The 17903-nt window shown below is 73.2% G+C and carries 17 protein-coding genes; 8 read left to right on the top strand and 9 right to left on the bottom strand.

Going from position 1 to position 17903, the window contains the following annotated elements; all coding sequences use genetic code 11:
* Positions 1 to 42: 42 nt before the first annotated feature.
* Positions 43 to 489 carry an imidazolonepropionase-like domain-containing protein gene (locus tag SNR22_RS21220; RefSeq protein ID WP_320068372.1) on the bottom strand — a complete coding sequence of 149 codons (447 nt, stop codon included), beginning with the start codon at positions 487 to 489 and terminating at the stop codon, positions 43 to 45.
* Positions 489 to 1256 carry an SGNH/GDSL hydrolase family protein gene (locus SNR22_RS21215; protein ID WP_320068371.1) on the bottom strand — a complete coding sequence of 256 codons (768 nt, stop codon included), beginning with the start codon at positions 1254 to 1256 and terminating at the stop codon, positions 489 to 491. Before SNR22_RS21215 ends, SNR22_RS21220 begins: the two co-directional genes overlap by 1 nt.
* Before the next feature lie 225 nt (positions 1257 to 1481).
* On the opposite strand from SNR22_RS21215, the gene SNR22_RS21210 reads away from it, so the two are divergent.
* The 6 genes from SNR22_RS21210 to SNR22_RS21185 all read left to right on the top strand — a co-directional run bounded on the left by SNR22_RS21210 (position 1482) and on the right by SNR22_RS21185 (position 7000).
* Positions 1482 to 2768: an AAA family ATPase gene (locus SNR22_RS21210; protein WP_320068370.1), complete on the top strand. Its 1287-nt coding sequence runs from the start codon at positions 1482 to 1484 to the stop codon at positions 2766 to 2768.
* Positions 2769 to 2846: 78 nt separating this feature from the next.
* Positions 2847 to 3395, top strand: coding sequence for an RloB family protein (locus SNR22_RS21205; protein WP_320068369.1), 549 nt, complete (start codon positions 2847 to 2849; stop codon positions 3393 to 3395).
* A 92-nt stretch (positions 3396 to 3487) separates the two neighbouring features.
* Positions 3488 to 5284, top strand: coding sequence for a proline--tRNA ligase (locus SNR22_RS21200; protein WP_320068368.1), 1797 nt, complete (start codon positions 3488 to 3490; stop codon positions 5282 to 5284).
* Between the two features lie 59 nt (positions 5285 to 5343).
* Positions 5344 to 5769, top strand: coding sequence for a CBS domain-containing protein (locus tag SNR22_RS21195; RefSeq protein WP_320068367.1), 426 nt, complete (start codon positions 5344 to 5346; stop codon positions 5767 to 5769).
* Positions 5770 to 5841: 72 nt separating this feature from the next.
* Positions 5842 to 6270 (top strand): SufE family protein, encoded by a 429-nt coding sequence (locus tag SNR22_RS21190; protein WP_320068366.1) that lies wholly within the window; start codon positions 5842 to 5844, stop codon positions 6268 to 6270.
* Between the two features lie 94 nt (positions 6271 to 6364).
* On the top strand, positions 6365 to 7000 hold the full coding sequence (locus SNR22_RS21185) for a DsbA family oxidoreductase (protein ID WP_320068365.1): 636 nt from the start codon (positions 6365 to 6367) through the stop codon (positions 6998 to 7000).
* Positions 7001 to 7051: 51 nt separating this feature from the next.
* Here SNR22_RS21185 and SNR22_RS21180 read toward each other — a convergent pair whose 3' ends face one another.
* The 3 genes from SNR22_RS21180 to SNR22_RS21170 form a co-directional block, all read right to left on the bottom strand.
* Positions 7052 to 7600, bottom strand: coding sequence for a YbaK/EbsC family protein (locus SNR22_RS21180; RefSeq protein ID WP_320068364.1), 549 nt, complete (start codon positions 7598 to 7600; stop codon positions 7052 to 7054).
* Between the two features lie 110 nt (positions 7601 to 7710).
* Entirely contained in the window at positions 7711 to 7905 is a 195-nt protein-coding gene (locus SNR22_RS21175; protein ID WP_320068363.1) for a hypothetical protein, read from the bottom strand.
* 117 nt (positions 7906 to 8022) lie between these two features.
* Complete coding sequence (locus SNR22_RS21170) at positions 8023 to 9453, bottom strand: MFS transporter (RefSeq protein ID WP_320068362.1); 1431 nt, start codon at positions 9451 to 9453, stop codon at positions 8023 to 8025.
* Between the two features lie 310 nt (positions 9454 to 9763).
* On the opposite strand from SNR22_RS21170, the gene SNR22_RS21165 reads away from it, so the two are divergent.
* Positions 9764 to 14245, top strand: coding sequence for an HAD-IC family P-type ATPase (locus tag SNR22_RS21165; RefSeq protein WP_320068361.1), 4482 nt, complete (start codon positions 9764 to 9766; stop codon positions 14243 to 14245).
* 139 nt (positions 14246 to 14384) lie between these two features.
* Here the strand turns inward: SNR22_RS21165 and SNR22_RS21160 are convergent, their stop codons facing one another.
* On the bottom strand, positions 14385 to 15350 hold the full coding sequence (locus tag SNR22_RS21160) for an L-threonylcarbamoyladenylate synthase (protein ID WP_320068399.1): 966 nt from the start codon (positions 15348 to 15350) through the stop codon (positions 14385 to 14387).
* Between the two features lie 162 nt (positions 15351 to 15512).
* Here SNR22_RS21160 and SNR22_RS21155 point away from each other — a divergent pair, with 162 nt between their 5' ends.
* The gene (locus SNR22_RS21155) at positions 15513 to 16163 is read left to right on the top strand and encodes a class I SAM-dependent methyltransferase (RefSeq protein WP_320068360.1); all 651 of its coding nucleotides are present in this window, start codon (positions 15513 to 15515) and stop codon (positions 16161 to 16163) included.
* 87 nt (positions 16164 to 16250) lie between these two features.
* Here SNR22_RS21155 and SNR22_RS21150 read toward each other — a convergent pair whose 3' ends face one another.
* The 3 genes from SNR22_RS21150 to SNR22_RS21140 are packed head-to-tail and all read right to left on the bottom strand — an operon-like array spanning position 16251 to position 17880.
* Complete coding sequence (locus tag SNR22_RS21150; RefSeq protein ID WP_320068359.1) at positions 16251 to 16655, bottom strand: hypothetical protein; 405 nt, start codon at positions 16653 to 16655, stop codon at positions 16251 to 16253.
* Positions 16652 to 17587 (bottom strand): class I SAM-dependent methyltransferase, encoded by a 936-nt coding sequence (locus SNR22_RS21145; protein ID WP_320068358.1) that lies wholly within the window; start codon positions 17585 to 17587, stop codon positions 16652 to 16654. Before SNR22_RS21145 ends, SNR22_RS21150 begins: the two co-directional genes overlap by 4 nt.
* On the bottom strand, positions 17587 to 17880 hold the full coding sequence (locus SNR22_RS21140; protein ID WP_320068357.1) for a hypothetical protein: 294 nt from the start codon (positions 17878 to 17880) through the stop codon (positions 17587 to 17589). Before SNR22_RS21140 ends, SNR22_RS21145 begins: the two co-directional genes overlap by 1 nt.
* Positions 17881 to 17903: the final 23 nt, after the last annotated feature.

Raw genomic sequence — 17903 nt, 5'->3', positions numbered from 1 at the left:
CAAGGTACGCCGGTTCCCCGGGCCCGGAACCGGCATCGGAGATCAGGCTCGGCGGTGCACGATCCGGCCGCCGGCCACGGTGGCCAGACAGGCCCCGTCGGCGTCGAGGACCGCCAGATCGGCCCTACCACCGACCACCAGCTCCGGCGGCCGGGCCACCGGGAGCACCAGCAGGCCACTCCGTTCGGCGGCGGCCCGCAGGGCCGGGTCGGCGACGTGCCCGGCCAGCACGGCGGTCACCCCGCCCCGGAACAGCACGTGCACCCGCTCGCGGGGCGTGTCGGCCGTCGGCAGCGGCCCGTCGTGCAGCAGGCCCGGCCCGAGCGTGCCGGGCCACCGCCGCACCCGAGCCCCCGGGTACGCCCCGACCAGCTCGGCCAGCGGCCCGAGCGCGGCGATCCGGTCGCCGGCGACGGCGACCGCCCACTGCCCGACCGGCGAGGCGTCCGGGGAGCTGCGCGACAGCGGTGCGGTGTGCAGGGTGAGCATCAGTCGGCCATCGGGCCGAGCCGGGGACGCTTCGCGGTGACGGTGTCCCCGGACGACCGCCCGGTCAGCCGGCGCTTGACCCAGGGGGCCAGGTGCCGGCCGGCCCAGCGCAGGTCAGCGGCGCGGGCGGCCAACCAGGGCGTCGGCGTGGGGCGCGGCGGGACCAGCAACCAGTCCTCCTCGCAGCCCACCCCGAGCGCGGTCAGCACCTGCCCGGCGACCCGCCGGTGCCCGGCCGCCGACAGGTGCAGCCGGTCGGTGCTCCAGAGCATCGGGTTGAGGAAGGTGTCGTCGGCGTACAGGTCGACCAGGATCGCGCCGTGCCGCTGGGCGGTATCACCGACGGCCCGGTTGAGCAGTTGGACCCGGGGTGCGACGAGGCGCTGCCCCGGCAGCCGGGCCATCACGTCGGCGAATCGGAACAGCACCAGGTCGGCACCGCCGGAGCGCAGCCGCCCCACCACGTCGTCGAAGCGCTCCGCGAGGGCGCCGGGGTCGAAGGTCCGGCGTAGCACGTCGTTGCCGCCGGCCGCGAAGCTGATCAGATCCGGTTTCATCTCCAGCGCGGCCGGCACCTGCTCGGCCACGACGTGGGGAAAGAGCCGGCCCCGGACGGCCAGGTTCGCGTACCGGAAGTCGGGCCCGGCCTCGGCGGCCAGTCGGGTGGCCACCAGGTCCGCCCAGCCCCGGTAGCCGCCGTCCGGGTACGCGTCGTCCATCCCCTCGGTGAAGCTGTCCCCCACCGCCACGAAACTACGCCAGCGCACCGCGCCCTCCCGCACTCCTTCGATCGCCCAACGACGATCAGTCTGGCACCGCCGTCGGGGCCCGGCGTACCGGACCGGGGCGGACGTGTCCAAGCTCCCAGGCCCGGATCACCGGTGGCCCGTCGGCGGGTCGACCACCAACACCCAGCGCGTCGGCACAAGGTCATTTTCGTGGATTTTTGACGAGAAACGACCTATGCTCGCGGCAGATGCGAGAGGACGACGATGCTGATCCGCTTCGAGGCAGCGAACTTCCGATCGATCCTCGACCCCGTCGAGCTGACGATGGTCGCGATCGACAGGGATCGGGTCGAGGCACGCCATGTACCCAACATCAACGAGAGCCTGCTCTCCGTCGCCGCGGTCTTCGGGCCCAACGCATCCGGCAAGTCCAACGTCCTCGCGGCGATCACCTGGCTGCGGAACGCCGTGGCGGATTCGCTCCGGTTCTGGGACGACGGAATTCCGGTCGAGCCCTTCGCCTTCACCGATGGCCGGAACCGCGCCTCCGAGTTCACCTTGGAGGCTGTCATCCGCGGGGTTCGTTTCGAGTACGCGGTAGAGGTGGACCAGCAGGCGGTGCGCTACGAGGCGCTGTTCCACTACCCGGAGAAGAAGCGACGGAGGGTGTTCGAACGCGAAGGGACGAACCTGACGCTTCAGCGCGGTCTCGGCAGGCTCTCCGGCACCCGCGAGTTGTTGACCGATCGAGCCCTGGTGCTCTCGATCGCCCGCCGGTTCGGCGAGCCCCTCGTGTCCGATTTCGCGGGATTTATGCTGTCCATGCAAACGTTCGGGCAACGTCTCAACCACCGCCCCTCCGCGCCCGGAGCGGGTGCGACCCGGCGCTGGTTCGAGGAACCGCACGGCTGGGACCACCCGGTGTTGCCCGGATTCACCGATCCACGGGAGGAATTCGAGGCTGACCGCGCCCAGGCGCTCGCCCTGCTGAGGATGGCGGACCTCGGCATCGACGACGTGGTGATCGACGAGCACGAGGCGGCCTTTCCGAGCACCGACCTGGAGGCCGGCCGGATGCGCAAGCAGCGACGGATCCGACTGGTACACCGCACCGCCCAGGAACGGGTCCCGTTCGACCTGTCGGCGGAATCAGAAGGCACCCGCACGTGGTTCCAGCTCATCGGTCCCGTCCTGAGCGCGCTGAAGGCCGGCTCCCTCCTGTTGTTCGACGAGTTGGACGCAAGCCTCCATCCGACGCTTTCCGCCGAGGTGATCCGCCTGTTCTGCGACCCCGTCACTAATCCGTCGGGCGCCCAACTGGTCTTCAGCTCCCACGACACGAGCCTGCTCAACCATCTCAACCGCGACGAGGTGTGGCTCACCGAGAAGGGTGAAGACGGTTCCACCCGCCTCGGCGCTCTCGCGGAGTTCGCCGGTGAACGGGTGCGCCGGTCACAGAACTTGGAGAAAGCGTACTTACACGGCAGGTTCGGTGCACTGCCCGATGTAGACCGCACTGACGTGCTCCGCGCACTCGGCCTGATCGGCTGACCGATGTCACCGAAAAGAACCCGGGCCAAGGATCTTCGCAGGCCGGTCGCCAGGAGACCGGAACGCAAGACGATCGTCGTGTTCTGCGAGGGTGAGGCGTCGGAGCCCGACTACATCAACGCGCTGAAGAGCCTGCCGGGGGTGCGTGACAACACCGCGATCAGGATCGAGATCGATCCCAAGCAGGGGACGCCGGTCACACTCGTCCGGCGGGCGGTGGACCGCCGCGAGGACGACGAGGTAGACGAGTGTTGGTGCGTGTTCGACGTCGAATGGCCGCAGAACCATCCACGCCTCGATGAGGCCGTCCGGCTCGCGACCACGCAGGGCATCCGACTCGCCATCTCCAATCCCTGCTTCGAGCTGTGGCTCATCCTCCACTTCAGGGCGCAGAACGCCTTTCTGACCACCAACGAGGCGGAGCGGCAGAGCCGCATTCTCGATGGGAGATCCGGCAAGCGTATCGACGGCACCCGTTATGTGGAGATGCGGAGAGACGCGGCACGACGGGCCACGGCCCTCGGCAGGCGCCACGCCGACAACCAGACCCCGTTCCCGGACGACAACCCCTCGTCGACCTTCCACGAGCTGCTCGCGGCGATCGAGCCCGACCTTCAGACCCGCTGAGCTCTGGCCTCGCAATTCGCCCCTGGGAGAATCAGCCGGCGGCCGAGCCGAATTGGATCGCCAAGCCGTTTCACCGGTCGTACGCTGCGCTGATGTTGCTGCGCATGTCGACCCTGCTGCTCCGGACCCTGCGCGAGGACCCGGCGGACGCGGAGGTCCCGAGCCATCGGCTCCTGCTGCGCGCCGGCTACATCCGCCGCGCCGCGCCGGGCGGCTACACCTGGCTGCCGCTGGGCAAGCTGGTGCTGGACCGGGTGACCGAGATCGTCCGGCAGGAGATGACCGCGATCGGCGACCAGGAGGTGCACTTCCCGGCGCTGCTGCCGGCCGAGCCCTACCGCACCAGCGGCCGGTGGACGGAGTACGGCGACGACATCTTCACCCTGGCCGACCGCAAGGGCGCCGAGCACCTGCTCGCCCCGACCCACGAGGAGCTGGCCGCGCTGCTGGTGAAGGACCTGTTCACCTCGTACCGGGACTTCCCGGTGACGCTGTTCCAGATCCAGACGAAGTTCCGCGACGAGGCCCGCCCCCGGGCCGGGCTGCTGCGCGGGCGCGAGTTCCTGATGAAGGACGCGTACTCGTTCGACCTGGACGACGCGGGCCTCCGGGCGGCGTACGACCGGCACCGGCGGGCGTACCAGCGGATCTTCGACCAGCTCGGGCTCGACCACACGGTGGTGCACGCGACGTCCGGGGCGATGGGCGGGTCGGCGTCGGAGGAGTTCCTGGCCGCCACGGAAGTCGGCGAGGACACCTTCGTCGGCTGCACCGCCTGCGAACACGCCGCCAACACCGAGGCGGTCGTGACCCGGGCCCCGGCCGCCGGCGACCCGTCGGCGCACCCGGCGTCGGCCGTGCACGACACCCCGGAGACCCCGACCATCGCCTCCCTGGTCGAGCTGGCCAACGCCCGCCGGCTCGCCGGTCGCGCCGACTGGACGGCCGCCGACACCCTGAAGAACATCGTGCTGACCGTCCGCCGGCCGAGCGCGGACGAGGCCGAGCTGCTGGTGATCGGCCTGCCCGGTGACCGTGAGGTGGACCTGAAGCGGGTGGCGGCGGCGCTCGCCCCAGCCACTGTGGCGGTCTTCGACGGCTGGGCCGACCACCCTGAGCTGGTCCGCGGTTACCTCGGCCCGCAGATCTTGGCCAAGCTGGGCATCCGGCACCTCGTCGACCCCCGGGTGGTCGCCGGGACCGCCTGGCTGACCGGGGCGAACGAGCCGGGCCGGCACGCCACCCACGTGGTCCGCGGCCGGGACTTCACCCCGGACGGCACGATCGAAGCGGCCGAGGTGCGCCCGGGCGACCCCTGCCCGGCCTGCGACGCCGGGACTCTCACCATCCGGCGGGGCGTCGAGATCGGGCACATCTTCCAGCTCGGCCGCCGGTACACCGACGTGTTCGCCGTCGACGTGCTCGGCCCGGCCGGCAAGCCGGTCCGGCCCACGATGGGCTGCTACGGCATCGGGGTGTCCCGGGCAGTCGCCGCGATCGCCGAGCAGCACCACGACGACTGTGGGCTGGTCTGGCCGGCGGCGGTCGCGCCGTGCGACGTACACCTGGTGGCGGCGGGAAAGGGGCCGCAGCTCGACGCGGCGCTCGACCTCGGCGGGCGGCTCGCCGCCGCCGGCCTGCGGGTGCTGGTCGACGACCGCACGCACGTCTCGGCCGGGGTGAAGTTCACCGACGCGGAGCTGATCGGCATCCCACGCGCCGTCGTGGTCGGCCGCCGCCTCGCCGACGGGTACGTCGAGCTGCGCCATCGGGCCACCGGCGAGCGGGTGGAACTGCCGGTGGATGGGGTGGTCGACCGGCTGCGGGACGAGGTGCTGCGCGCCCGGGAAGAGGCGGCACGGTGGCGACAACCGGCAGAGAGGGTGTAGCGACCGCCTCACAGGGTACCGGTTACGAAATCGACACAGGTACACATTCGGAGGCTCTCATGACCGGTTACCGGGTCAGCGACGTGATGACCAAGCAAGTTGTCTACCTCTCCGCGGACACCACTTTGGACGAGGCGGCCAGGGTGATGAAGGAGGCGGACATCGGCGACGTGGTGGTCACCGACGGGGCCAGCCTCGCCGGCATGCTGACCGACCGCGACATCGTGGTCCGGGCGGTGGCCGAGCGCAGCGATCCGGCCTCCACCACCATCGGCTCGATCATCACCCGTGAGGTGGTGATGATCGAGCAGCACTCGACCGCCGGGGAGGCGGCCTCGCTGATGCGCGAGCGCGGCATCCGCCGCATCCTCGTCTGTGACAGCGATCGCAAGCTCGTCGGCATCGTCTCCCTCGGCGACCTGGCCATGCAGCTCGATCCCCACTCCGCCCTCAGCGACATCAGCGAGCAATCCCCGACCGTCTAGACCGGAAGGCCCCCTTCCCAGCGCGCCTCCGCCGGATGAGGGGGCCTCTCGCGACGGCGGTAACCTGACGGGATGCCCGAGATGCCGACCAAACTGGCCGAAATCGTCGACGAGTTCGCCGACGCGCCGCGCGACGTGGTGCTGGAGATGCTGCTCGAGTACGCCGACGTCATCCCCCCGCTGCCGGAGGAACTGGCCGGCCGGGAGGGCATGGAGCAGGTTCCCGAGTGCCAGACGTCGTTCTTCCTGCGCGCCCAGGTGGCCCCGGATCGGACGGTGATTACCTGGTTCGACTGTCCGCCGGAGGCACCGACGACCCGGGCCTTCGCCGGCATCCTCGCCCAGGGCCTGGCCGGGGCGAGCGTCGAGGAGGTGCTCACCGTGCCGGACGACCTCTACCAGCGGATGGGGCTCGCCCAGGTGATCAGCCCGCTACGGATCCGGGGCGGCACAGCGATCCTGGCCCGGATGAAGCGCCAGGTCCGCGAGCAGGCAGGCTGACCGGCGTCGGCTCATCTCGGGTGACAGTCGGGCCCGGCCCGCTTCCGCGCCCCCTCCGGGAACAGCCAGGCTGATCGCGGGGTTGTCCCCGGTCATGGAGATCGAAATCTACGCCGACGTGGTCTGCCCCTGGTGCTACATCGGCAAGCGCCGCCTGGAGCAGGCCATGGAGTCACACGACGGCCAGGTGACGATCCGGTACCGGCCGTTCCAGCTCGACCCGTCGCCGGTGCCGGCCCCGCAGCCGCTCGTGGAGGCACTCGCCGCGAAGTTCGGCAGCCGGGAACGCGTCGAGCAGATGACCGCCCAGGTGACCCAGGTCGCGGCGGACCTGGGACTACGGCTGGACTTCGACCGGGCGGTCACCGCCAACACCTTCGACGCGCACCGGCTCGTCGGGTACGCCACCCCGCGAGGCCTCGCCGCCGAGACCGTGGACGCCCTCTATCGAGCCCACTTCACCGACGGCGTGGACATTGGTTCGCGTCCGGCGCTGGCCCGGGCCGCCGCCGGCGTGGGGCTCGACGAGGCCGCCGTGCTGGCCTTCCTCACCTCGAACGAGGGGGTCCAAGAGGTCACCGCTGAGCTGGCCGCCGCCCGGAGCCTCGGGGTGACCAGCGTCCCGACCTTCGTGCTGGCGGGGAAGTACGCCGTCACCGGGGCGCAGGAGCCGCAGACTCTACTGGCCGCCCTGGCCGAGGTGGAACAGCGCGAGTCAACCGCCGGCTGACATCGACGACCGGAATGTTTCACGTGCAACAACATCGATATCGATAACGCTCTAGACCGGCCTGGCCAGGCCTTCCACCACCAGGGCGCCGGGCAGGGCGCCGAGGGCCGGGCCAGGCAGGGCGATCTTGCTGTGCCGGACGCCCGACCCGACGATCACGTGCGGGGTGGCGATCACCCGCGCGTCGACCAGGACGGGCCAATCCTCGGGCAGCCCGATCGGGGTGATCCCGCCGTACTCCATGCCGGTCGCCTCGACCGCGTCCGCCATCGGGGCGAAGCTCGCCTTGCGCACGTCCAACGCCCGACGGGCCACGCCGTTGACGTCGACCCGGGTCGTGGCAAGCACGACGCAGGCCGCGTACCGGAGCACACCCGCGCGCTTACCGGCGATCACCACACAGTTCGCCGACACGTCGAGCCCCACCTCGTACGCGGCGCAGAACGCCGCGGTGTCCGCGAGGCCCGCCTCGATCGGCGCGACCAGCACGTCGCCAACGTCCACCGGCGCGTCGGCGGACCACTGCCCGATCGCCGCGGCCACCGGCGGGGCCAGCAGGTCCGGACGGGCTCGGGCGGGCTCGGTCTTCAGCGTTCCCATCACGGGTGCGATCCTCGCACCCCCGCAGGCCAGCCGCTCGCCGGACCACCCACCGCGCGACCGGCCCGACGCCACAGGACTTTCCCGTGCCGGGGGAACCGGGCCGCAGGTCAGCCGTTGGCGACGAACGGGTTCTCCCGGACAAAGGACCGGTCCTGCGCGGCGGTGATCTCCTGGACACGCAGCAGGCCGGGGCGGCGGGCTTCCAGGTCCTCGAAGGCGTGCCGGACGGCGAGCCGGATCACGCCGTAGAGGAAGACGAACCCGCAGACGTAGAGGAGCACGGTAACGACGAGAACCAGCATGGCGTCACGGTAGGCGGACGTATGACGAGCGAAGTTCTCATCTCCCGCCGGTTCCCCCATCCGTGTCGGCCGGGCAGCCGGCCCGGTCCGCGTCTGTATCGGCGGCCGGCGCGGGCCTCAGCCGGCCGGCCGGGAGCGGGCAGCCGGAATCACCCGGCCGGCGAGGAGGACCCCCAGCGTGGCCAGGCCGGCGGCCAGCACCAGGGTCACGGCATAGCTGCCGAGGCCCGGGGCCGGGCCGACGGCGAGCACCGCGCCGGTCAGCGCCAGCACGGTCGCCGCAAAGAGCGAATCGCCCAGTTGCAGCGAGGAACTGTTGCGCCCCTGCTCGCCCGGGGCCGAGAGTTCCAGGGTGAGCACCGACAGCGACGGGTAGAGCAGCCCCATCCCGAGCCCGGCGACGGCCCAGCCGAGCACGCCGACCGGCAGCGGCACCTGCGGCCACACCGCGAGCGCCACCGTCGCGGTCCCGACGGCGATGCAGGCCAGACCGGCGCGGACGAGGGTGGCCGGGGAACCGGGGACGGGCAGCCGGATCCCGCGCGCTCGGCCTCCCGGGGCTGCGCCCGGGGCGGGCAGTCGCCCCTGCAACCAGGACCCGGCCGACCAGGAGAGCGCCCCGACGGTCAGCACCAGGCCCGCGCCGGTCGCCGACAGCCCCCGCTCTCGGGAGAGCATCAGCGGGATCACCACCTCCGCACCGGCGAAGGCGGCAGAGGCGAGACCGCGCAGCCCGACCACCGTCGGCAGGCCCCGACCGGCGCGCAAAAAGCCGGCCGGCAGCAGCCGCGGGGCGCAGCACAGCAGACCGACGATTCCGGCCGCCACCAGGCCGACCGCGAGCGCGCCGCGCTGCTGCCCCCCGTAGTGCAGCAGTGCGGCGCTCACCCCCGCCCCGCAGGCCCAGCCGATCCGGGCCAGCGCATTCGCCGCCGGCCGGACGGCCGACGCAGCGATGGTCCGCAGCCCCGGCTGGAGAAGCAACATCGCCGGCACCGCCACCGCCGGCACCGCCAGGAAGACCCAGCGCCAGCCGAGGTACTCGACGATCAGCCCGGCCAGGGCCGGCCCGACCAGCGACGGTACGACCCAGGCCGCCGCGAACGCGGCGAAGATCCGCCGGTGCAGCTCCTCCGGGTACACCCGTCCCACCACCACGTACAGCGCCACCATGAGTAGACCGGAACCGAAGCCCTGGACCACCCGCCCCACCACCAGCGCACCCATCGTGGACGCCGTGCCCGCGAGCAGAAGCCCGGCGACGAACCAGCCCACCCCGTGCCACACCGGCCCCCGGGGCCCCCGCGCGTCGCACCAGATCCCCGACACCACCATCGCCACCACGCCGGAGGCGAAAGGGCCGCCGAAGGCCAGCCCGTACAGCGGCAGGCCGTCGAGGATGCGGGCGACCGTGGGCATGGCGGTGCCGACGGCCAGCGACTCGAACGCGAGCAGCGAGATCAGGGCCACCACGCCCACCGTCATGGCCCGCAGTCGCGGAGAGAACAGCCGCTGCGCGACGACCGGGGAGGCGACCTCGGTGGTCACCGACGGCCGACCGCGCGGAATGCCCGGACCGGCTCCGGCACGGTGCCGCCCAGAGGACGGTCACGTCGACCCGGGGGCCGGTCCCGGCTCGCCTCCGACCTCAGTAGTTCGCGCGACATGCGGCACAGCCTCCGCCCTCAACCCGGGTTGAGGTCAAGCCGGCGAAAACTCCCCCGGCCCCGGGGGCATGACGGCCGCCCGGGCGGGAAGCCAGCCCGCCGGGACCGAGAGCGGGAGGCCAGATGGCGAACGGCGGGGGCAACGACGGCACCGGCCGGCCCGGTCGGCGGCACTCCGGCCGTACCCCTCGATGACGCCGTTGGGTCGGGTGGCCGGCCGCCTCCTGCCGTCGGTGGTGGTGCCCCACCTCGTCGGGGGCGCGTCCCGGGCAGTTCCACACCTGGTCGGGGAGGCGACGCGTACCGCCGGCACCGCCGCGACCCGGCTGGCCCGGCTGGCCGGCCTGACCCGGCGGCGGGTCTGGTCCCGTCCCGGGCGGCATCACATCGAAGTGCACGGCGTCTGCCAGGACGGCGGCGACATGTTGGCCCGTCAGGTGGAGCGGGCGCTGGAGCGAATGCCCGGCGTGGTCTGGGCCCGCGTCAACGCACCCTCCGGCCGGGTGGTGGTGGCGGTCGAGGAGCCGGAGCCGGAGCTGCGCGAACTGATCGCCACGATCGCCCGGTGCGAGCACACCTGCGACCACGAACCGGACCCGGAGATCCCGCCCCCGCACCCGCCGGAGGAGGGGCCGCGGACGCCCCGCACCCTCGGCGCGCTCGCCTCGGACGCGCTTGGCCTGAGCATCCTGACGGCCACCCGGATCCTGCCGTTCACCCGGGTCCCGGCCGAGGTGGCCGGACTCCTCGCCGCCATCGACCTGCACCCGAAGCTGCACGCCCTGGTCAGCCAGCGGGTGCGCGCCGACCCCCGCGCCGATGTGCTCTTCCCGCTGGCCGAGGCGGTCGTGCAGGGCCTGAGTGGGGGCTGGATACCGATCATGCTGGACGGCGCCCAGCGGGTCGTGCAGTGGAGCGAGGCACACGCCCAGCTCGCGGCCTGGGCGAAGGCGGAGCCCCGGCTCACCGGCAACCCGGACCGGGCCGTCGCCCGGGCACCCACGGCCGAGCGCCCGAACCCGAAGCCGGACGGCCCCGTCGAGCGGTTCACCACCCGGATGCTGGCCGCGGGCGCGGCTGCCGGCGCGGCGGCAGCGCCGGTGGTCGGCCCGAAACGGGCCGCGGCGCTCGGACTCTCCAGCCTGCCCAAGGCCCCGGGCAGTGGCCGCGAGGGGTACGGAGCCCAGCTCGGCCGGATGCTCGCCCAGCGCGGCGTCATCGCGATGGACCGCAGCGTGTTGCGGGAACTGGACCGGATCGACACGGTGGTGCTGGACGCGGCGGTGCTCGGCTCGGGCCGGGGTGCGTTGGCCGACCTGGCCCCGCTGCCCGGGGCGGACACCGCGGCGGTGGCGACCCACGCCTTCGCCCTGTTCGACCCGGCGGCCCCGAATCAGCTGCAGCGGGCGGACGGGTGGCGACTCGGCCCCTTGGACGAGATCGACGCCACCGACCCGGGCGACACCGACGACAGCCGACGGCTGCGCGCAGACGGCAATGCCCTGCTCGGCCTCGCCGAGGAGGACCGTTTGGTCGCCCTGCTCCGGGTGGCACCGGAACCCGCGCCCGGCGTGGACGCGCTGCCGAGCGCCGCCCGGCGGGCCGGCCTGCGCCTGGTGGTGGCCGGCGACGACGACGGCCGGTACGACTTCGCCGACGCCGTGCTACCCGGCGGCACCGGAATCGCCGAGACGGTACGCGGGCTGCAACGTGACGGCGCGATGGTGATGCTGCTCTCCGCCGACCGGGCGGCGCTCGGTGCCTCTGACTGCGGGCTGGGGCTGGCCGGCCCGGAGGACCTGCCGCCCTGGGGCGCGCACCTGCTGGTCGGCACCGACATGCGGATCCCCGCACTGATCATCGAGGCGGCGGGGGTCGCCCGCCGGATGACCGCACAGAACATCCGGCTGTCGATGGCCGGCACCGGCCTGGGCGCGCTCGGCGCATTGACCGCCGACCCCCGCCAGTTGCCGCGCCGGTCGCTGATGGCCACAAACGGGGCCGGCGTCCTGGCCTTCCTGCACGGAGTGTGGCGGGCGGGGCGGCTGCCGGACCGCGCCGACTCCCCGACCCCGCCCATGACCGCGTGGCACCTGATGCCGGCCGACGCGGTGCTCCGCCGGCTCGACACCGACGCCGACGGCCTCAGCTCCGCCGAGGCGCAGCGCCGCCACAGCGGGGAGACGGGGGACACGCCGGGCCCGTCCGGGCTGCTCCGGGCGTTCGTCGACGAGCTGGCCAACCCGCTCACGCCGGTGCTGGCCGCCGGTGCCGTGCTCTCCGCGAGCTTCGGTTCGCTGATCGACGCGGCCCTCGTCGGCGGGGTGGTCGGCGGGTCCGCCCTCGTCGGAGCGGTGCACCAGCGCAACACGGAGCGGTCGTTGGCCGAGCTGCTGTCCCGCTCGGCGGTCACCGCCCGGGCCCGACGCGACGGCGAGGAACGGGTGGTGGCCGCCGAGGACCTGGTACCGGGGGACGTGATCGTGCTCGGCCCCGGGGACGCCGTGCCGGCGGACTGCCGGGTGCTGGCGACGGACGGGCTGGAGACGGACGAGTCGTCACTGACCGGCGAGTCACTGCCGGTGGGGAAGACCGCCGACCCGGTGGTCGCCGACCCCGTCGCGGACCGGCGTTCCATGTTGTACGAGGGCACCACGATCGCCACCGGACACGGCACCGCCGTCGTGGTGGCCACCGGCGCGGGCACCGAGGCGGGGCGGAGCCTGGCGCTGGCCCGACAGTCACCACCGTCCAACGGGGTGGAGGCCCGGCTCGGCCGGTTGACCGAACTGGCGATCCCGCTGGCCGCCGGGTCGGCGGTGGCGGTGGCCGGGGCGGGGCTGCTGCGTGGCGTACCCCTGGCGGAGACGGCGGCGACCGCCGCGAACCTGGCGGTGGCGTCGGTGCCGGAGGGCCTGCCGTTCCTGGTCAGTGCCGCCCAACTCGCCGCGGCCCGGCGACTGGCCGAGCACGGCGCGCTGGTCCGCAACCCGCGCACCATCGAGGCGCTGGGCCGCGTCGACGTGCTCTGCTTCGACAAGACCGGCACCCTCACCGAGGGCCGGTTGTTGTTGGCCGGTGTCGGCGACGGCAGCGGCACCCGGTACGCCCCGCCGGACCGGCTGGACGACCCGCTGCGGCTGACCCTGGCCGCCGCGCTTCGGGCCACCCCGACCGGCGACCCTGACGAGCTGCCGCAGCAGACCGACCGGGCGGTCCGGCAGGGCGCCGGGGTCGCCGGGGTCGACGAACGAATCGGCGTGGACGGCTGGCGGGCGGTGGGCGGGCTGCCGTTCGAGCCGTCCCGGGGCTATCACGCCACCGTCGGGGCGACCGGGGGCGGCCTGCTGCTCAGCATCAAGGGTGCACCGGAGACCGTGGTGCCCCGGTGCACCGCCCGGCGCGCGGGTGACGGGCACGACCGACCGCTGGACGACGCCGGCCGGGACGAGCTGCACCGGATGCTCGCCGACCGGGCCGGGGCCGGGCACCGCATCCTGGCCGTCGCCGAGCGGCCGGTCACCCGAGAGGCGGTGACCGACGAGGAGGTGAACGGCCTGGTCTTCGTCGGTCTCCTGGCGCTCGCCGACGGCGTACGCGAGTCCGCCGCGCCCGCCGTGCGGCGCATCCGGCAGGCCGGGGTGCACACCATCATGATCACTGGGGATCACCCGGCGACAGCCAAGGCGATCGCCGCGACCATCAGCCCTGACCACGGCGACCAGCGGGTGGTCACCGCCACCGAGCTGGACCGGCTCGACGACGACGCGCTCGCCGAGCGGCTCGCCCGCACCGACGTGGTGGCCCGCTGCACCCCGGCGCACAAGGTCCGGATCATCCAGGCGTTGCAGGCGTGCGGGCGGACCGTCGCGATGACCGGCGACGGCGCCAACGACGCGCCGGCGATCCGGCTCGCCGACGTCGGCATCGCCCTCGGCCAGCGGGGCACCCCGGCCGCCCGCGCCGCCGCCGACCTGGTGGTGACCGACGACCGGCTGGAGACGATCATCGCCACCCTGGTCGAGGGGCGGGCCATGTGGTCGTCCGTCCGACACGCGCTGAGCATCCTGGTCGGCGGCAACCTCGGGGAGATCGCGTTCAGCGTGCTCAGCGCGGCCAGCACGGGCCGCTCGGCGCTCAACGGACGGCAACTGCTCCTGGTCAACCTGCTCACCGACCTGGCCCCGGCGCTGGCCATCGCGGTCCGGCCGCCCGCCTCCGACAGCGCCGCACAGCTCCTGCGGGAGGGCCCGGACAGCTCGCTCGGCGAGACGCTCACCCGGGAGATCGCGTTGCGGGCGGCGTCCACCACGCTGGGCGCGACGGTGGGTTGGACGCTCGCCCGGTACACCGGGCGGGAACGCCGGGCCGGGACGGTCGCGCTCGCCTCGCTGGTCGGCACCCAACTCGGGCAGACCGTGCTGGCCGGCGGGACCAGCCCGACCGTGCTGGCCTCGACGGCAGCGTCGGTCGGGGCACTGGTCTTCGTGGTGCAGACCCCGGGGGTCAGCCAGTTCTTCGGCTGCACCCCGCTCGGGCCGGTCGGCTGGGGTATCGCCGCCGGCTCGGCCCTCGGTGCCACCGTCGCCAACGGCGCCCTCACCCGCCTCCTCGACGGACTCACCGACGGTGGGGAGCGGCCACCGGACGACGGCTCCGCCGGAGCAGCTTGAAGACGAGGCCGCCCGCGGGGTGCTCCGGGACCGACCGGGCCACGTCGGCGACGGCCACGACGGCGACGAGGTCGGGCCCGCCGATCACCCGCAGCCCGCCGTACCTGCCCCCGCCGCGCCGGCCCGTGCGCGCCCCGGGTCAGCGGTGCCCGCGCCAGGTCGCGGCGGCCCGCCCCAGCCGGTCGTTGATCGCCCGCCCCACCCCGACGTCCGGGACCCGCTCGGCGACGATCGCGGTCACCCCGGCCGCGTCGAGCCGGTGCAGGGCGTCGAAGAGCCGGGCCGCCGCCACCGTCAGGTCCCCCGACGGGGAGAGCACCTCGACCGCCGCCCAGTCGCCGCCCGCCGGGCGCTGCCGGAAGGCCAGCAGCCCTCGCCGGCCACCGCCGCCGGCCAACGGGTCCACGCCGTCGACCAACTGCAACGGGGTACGCGGGGCGTAGTGCGCGGCCAACGTCCCGGGTGCCACCGGCTGGCCGGAGCTGCCCGGTCGCACGGTCACCGGGCCGACCGCCTCGACCAGGGCCTCCACCGGCAGCGCGCCGAGCCGGAGCACCACCGGGTGCTCGCCCCGGGCATCCACGATGGTCGACTCGATGCCGCACCGGGTCGACCCACCGTCGAGCACCACGTCCACCGCCGCGCCGAGCCCGGCCACCACGTGCTCGGCCCGAGTGGGGCTGAGCTGGCCGAACCGGTTGGCGCTGGGCGCGGCCACCGGCACCCCTGCCGCGGCGATCAGCGCCCGGGCGGACGGCTCGTCCGGCACCCGGACGGCCATCGACGCGAGCCCCGAGGTCACGATCGGCGGGATCGCGGCAGGCCGGTCCACGATCAGCGTCAGCGGCCCCGGCCAGAACCGCTCGGCCAGCGCGGCCACCGCCTCGGGCACCGGCCCCACCAGCCCGGTCAGGTCGGCCACGTCGGCCAGGTGGGTGATCAGCGGGTCGAAGCTCGGCCGCTGCTTCGCCTCGAAGATCCGCGCCGTAGCGCGGGCGTCCAGGGCGTTGGCGCCCAGCCCGTAGACGGTCTCGGTGGGAAACGCGACCAGCCCTCCGGCCCGCAGGACGGCGGCGGCTTCGGCGATGCCGTCCTCGGCGGGCAGGACGCGTGGGGATCCGGTACTCACGCCCCGACGCTAACCGCCCGCCCCGAGGGGGCGGCTGGTGGGGATCACCTGTTCCGCCGGACGACCGGCTCCACCCCCTTCACGTCGTCCCGCAGGTGCGACAGAACCCCGCCCAGGCGCCCAGCTAGGGTCGCCCGTGTGACTGAACCGTCCTACCTCGCCGCTGTTCGAGACTCGTACGACACGGTCGCAGAGGACTACGTCAAGATCGCACCGGCCCGGTTCGCGGAGGACGCATTGGGACGGGGGATGCTGGTGGCGTTCGCCGAGCTCGTACAGGCCAACGGCCGGCGGCCGGTCGCGGATCTGGGGTGCGGCCCCGGCCACGTCACGGCCCACCTGAACTCCCTCGGCGTTCCCGCCTTCGGTGTCGACCTCTCTCCGAAGATGGTGGACATCGCCCGCCGGACGTACCCGGGCCTGCGGTTCGACGTCGGCTCCATGACCGCCCTGGACCTCCCCGACGGACACCTCGGCGGCATCGTCGCCTGGTGGTCGATCTTTCATACGCCTCCGGAGGCGCTGCCGATGGTCTTCGCGGAGTTCCACCGGACGCTGGCCCCGGGCGGCCTGCTGTTCGTGGGATTCCACGTCGGCGACGAGCATCTACGCCCCGAACGCTCTTACGGCCACCCCGTGTCCTATGACGCCTATCTGCTACTGCCCGACGACATCGAAGAGCAGCTGCACCAGGCCGGAATGGTCGTCACCGCGCGACTCAGGGAGGAGCCCAGCCAGCGCCTCAAGCGGCCCCAGGCCAGCCTGATGGCCCGCAAACCCGAGCACTAGCCGGCGGAAGGCGTCTTCGATCGCGACACGGTCCGACAGCGGATCCGGCGACCGGACACCGATCCGGGCGTCGCCGGCTCGCGGCGGCTAAAGCCGTTCGAAGCTCGCCATCCCGGCGAGTTCGAGCACCTCGGTCCGAGTTGCCGGGCATTCCTGCCGGGTCTGGTCGTCGATCTGACGGCCGGTCGGCACGGCACCCTGCTTCTCGTACCAGGAATAGAGGTTCACGGTGAGGTTGGCCATCGTGCCCGTCTCGGACCCGATCCCCCTCAGCGTCGGCAACTGACCGTCCAGGTAGGCGCACACCTCCTTCGCCGTCACCGACGTCGAGTCGCCGGCCGGAGCGGATCCGACCGCGCTGGACGTGGCGTCGCCTGCTGCGGGGGCGCCCGGCGCCGCGGCCCCGGGGGGCTCGGATGCGTCGTTGTCCGCACACGCCGTCAGGGCGAGCACAAGACAGAGGGTCGGCGCGAGCATTTGAATCGTTCTCATCGGTTCTCGTCCTGACGTGGTTGTCGGTGATAAGTGACCGGCGGTCGGGCCGCGGTGGAGGGCTTGTCAGCCCCGGCAGCGAGCGCGGTGACGAGCCAGAGGCCGGCGGGCAGTCGGTAACCGACGCCCGGTTCACGAAACCGGTCGAGCAGCCGGACCGCCCCGGCCCGGGCCGAAGCCTGCCCAGCCGGCGGAGCCGCCCGGTAGGCGGCACCGGCGGGGCCGACTTCGATGAGCCATTCGGCAACGGCATCGGCCTCATCCGGGGCATCCAGGGTGACGTCACACGGCGTGATCGTGACGGCGGTAAAGCCGGCGCGGGTGAGGACCCGGGTGAGCCGCACCGGGTCGGCGAAGGAAAACGGACCGGGCTCCTCGCCCACCGGCAGCGGTGGTAACGCACCGAGGTGCGGTGCTGCGCCGAGCATCGTCGCGAACAGCCACGGGTTGACGCTGCCGTCACGGAAGACGGTCGCGACGAGGCGCCCTCCCGGGCGCAGTGACCGCCGGATCGTGGTGCAGCCGGCGACCGGATCCGCCAACAGCATCAGGGCCATTCGCGAGTACGCCGCGTCGAACGGTGCCCCCGGCACGACATCGAGGGTCTCGATGTCGGCGGCGCGGAACCGGATACCCGGGTACCGGCGGGTGGAGAACCGTTGCCGGGCGGCGGTCACCATCGCCTCGGCGATATCGACACCGACCGCCGTGCCGGTCTCGCCGACCGCCAGGGCGAGTTCAGCCGTGGTGCCACCACAGCCGCAGCCCACGTCAAGGATCCGTTCGGCGGGACGCGCGGCCACTCGATCCATGGCCGGCGCGCCCAGCGGTCGGCCTATCTCGTCCTGCCGATCGGCGTGGCGGATCCAGCCAGCTGCCGCTCCCGTCCAGAAGGCGGCGTTGCGGGACCGCAGGGTGGCGGCGTCGACCATCAGAACGGCATCTCGGCGCCGTCGACACTCATCGATCGAAAGCTGGCCGCCTTGGTCGGGTCGAAGCCGCCCTCCTGGGCCGCCAAGCCGGCGGCCCGGAGCAGCCGTTCGGACTGGAACCGACGGAACGCGGCTTCGTCCTGCCAGATGTTGATGATTCGCCAGCCATCCTCGGTCGGGCCGGCGACATGGGCGACGAGGCCCGGCGGCCGGTCCGGTCCGAGGTGTCGCTCCACCTGCTGGTACTCCGCCTCGCTGACGCCGGGCATCTCCTGCAACACACCAAACGGCATGACTGTCCCTCCATTTGATAGAG

It is taken from the genome of Micromonospora sp. RTGN7 (genome assembly GCF_033804645.1).
In the GTDB taxonomy this organism is placed as follows: Bacteria; Actinomycetota; Actinomycetes; order Mycobacteriales; family Micromonosporaceae; genus Micromonospora.
Note: the sequence above shows the minus strand (reverse complement) of the source record. Positions and strands in the feature narration are given on the sequence as shown.

Bases quoted from the DNA above. Each gene is read 5' to 3' on its own strand.
- SNR22_RS21220 (WP_320068372.1), bottom strand. From the start codon at position 489: ATGCTCACCCTGCACACCGCACCGCTGTCGCGCAGCTCCCCGGACGCC.
- SNR22_RS21210 (WP_320068370.1), top strand. From the start codon at position 1,482: ATGCTGATCCGCTTCGAGGCAGCGAACTTCCGATCGATCCTCGACCCC.
- SNR22_RS21200 (WP_320068368.1), top strand. From the start codon at position 3,488: ATGTTGCTGCGCATGTCGACCCTGCTGCTCCGGACCCTGCGCGAGGAC.
- SNR22_RS21195 (WP_320068367.1), top strand. From the start codon at position 5,344: ATGACCGGTTACCGGGTCAGCGACGTGATGACCAAGCAAGTTGTCTAC.
- SNR22_RS21190 (WP_320068366.1), top strand. From the start codon at position 5,842: ATGCCCGAGATGCCGACCAAACTGGCCGAAATCGTCGACGAGTTCGCC.
- SNR22_RS21185 (WP_320068365.1), top strand. From the start codon at position 6,365: ATGGAGATCGAAATCTACGCCGACGTGGTCTGCCCCTGGTGCTACATC.
- SNR22_RS21180 (WP_320068364.1), bottom strand. From the start codon at position 7,600: ATGGGAACGCTGAAGACCGAGCCCGCCCGAGCCCGTCCGGACCTGCTG.
- SNR22_RS21175 (WP_320068363.1), bottom strand. From the start codon at position 7,905: ATGCTGGTTCTCGTCGTTACCGTGCTCCTCTACGTCTGCGGGTTCGTC.
- SNR22_RS21165 (WP_320068361.1), top strand. From the start codon at position 9,764: ATGACGCCGTTGGGTCGGGTGGCCGGCCGCCTCCTGCCGTCGGTGGTG.
- SNR22_RS21150 (WP_320068359.1), bottom strand. From the start codon at position 16,655: ATGAGAACGATTCAAATGCTCGCGCCGACCCTCTGTCTTGTGCTCGCC.
- SNR22_RS21145 (WP_320068358.1), bottom strand. From the start codon at position 17,587: ATGGTCGACGCCGCCACCCTGCGGTCCCGCAACGCCGCCTTCTGGACG.
- SNR22_RS21140 (WP_320068357.1), bottom strand. From the start codon at position 17,880: ATGCCGTTTGGTGTGTTGCAGGAGATGCCCGGCGTCAGCGAGGCGGAG.